The sequence below is a fragment of the Burkholderia sp. E168m23 genome, from assembly GCF_016586125.1.
GTDB lineage: Bacteria > Pseudomonadota > Gammaproteobacteria > Burkholderiales > Burkholderiaceae > Burkholderia > Burkholderia orbicola.
The window spans coordinates 1-680 of the sequence record NZ_BCPP01001639.1; the positions used below are offsets into that span (position 1 = coordinate 1).

The window sequence follows — 680 nt, forward strand, 5'->3', positions numbered from 1 at the left end:
CGGACTGGCGGCAGTGGCCCGCGCCATGGCGCATGTCGGGATCGGCGGAAGTCGACGCGTTCGCGCATGAGCATGCCGACACGATCGCGTTCCACACCTTCCTGCAATGGTGCGCGTCGCGCGCGCTCGGCGACGCGCAGCACGCGGCGCGCGGCGCGGGCATGGCGACCGGGCTGATCGCCGATCTCGCGGTCGGCTCCGATCAGGCCGGCAGCGACGCGTGGGCGCACGGCACGACGCTGCTGCGCGGTGTATCGCTCGGCGCGCCGCCCGACCTGTTCAATGCGGCCGGCCAGGCGTGGGGCGTGACGACCTGGAGGCCCGACGCGCTGCGCGCGGACGGCTTCATGCCGTTCATCGAGCTGCTGCGCGCCGCGTTCGCGCACGCCGGCGGCATCCGCATCGACCACGTGCTCGGCTTCGCGCGGATGTGGATCGTGCCGGACGGCGGCTCGCCGCGCAGCGGCGCGTACCTGCGCTATCCGCTCGACGATCTGGTGCGGCTCGTCGCGCTCGAGGCGGCGCGTCATCGCGCGATCGCGATCGGCGAGGATCTGGGCACCGTGCCGGCCGGGTTGCGCGAACGGCTCGGCGCGCAGGGTGTCGCGGGGATGCGCGTGCTGTGGTTCGAGCGCGGTGCGGATGGCGCGTTCCAGCCGCCCGCCGCGTGGGATCGCGAC

The 680-nt window shown here is 74.4% G+C and carries 1 protein-coding gene; it reads left to right on the forward strand.

Annotation, left to right across the window (positions count from 1 at the left end; genetic code table 11):
• Positions 1-680: 4-alpha-glucanotransferase (locus JMF90_RS39385; RefSeq protein ID WP_201326580.1), on the forward strand; the 680-nt coding region annotated here is incomplete at both ends.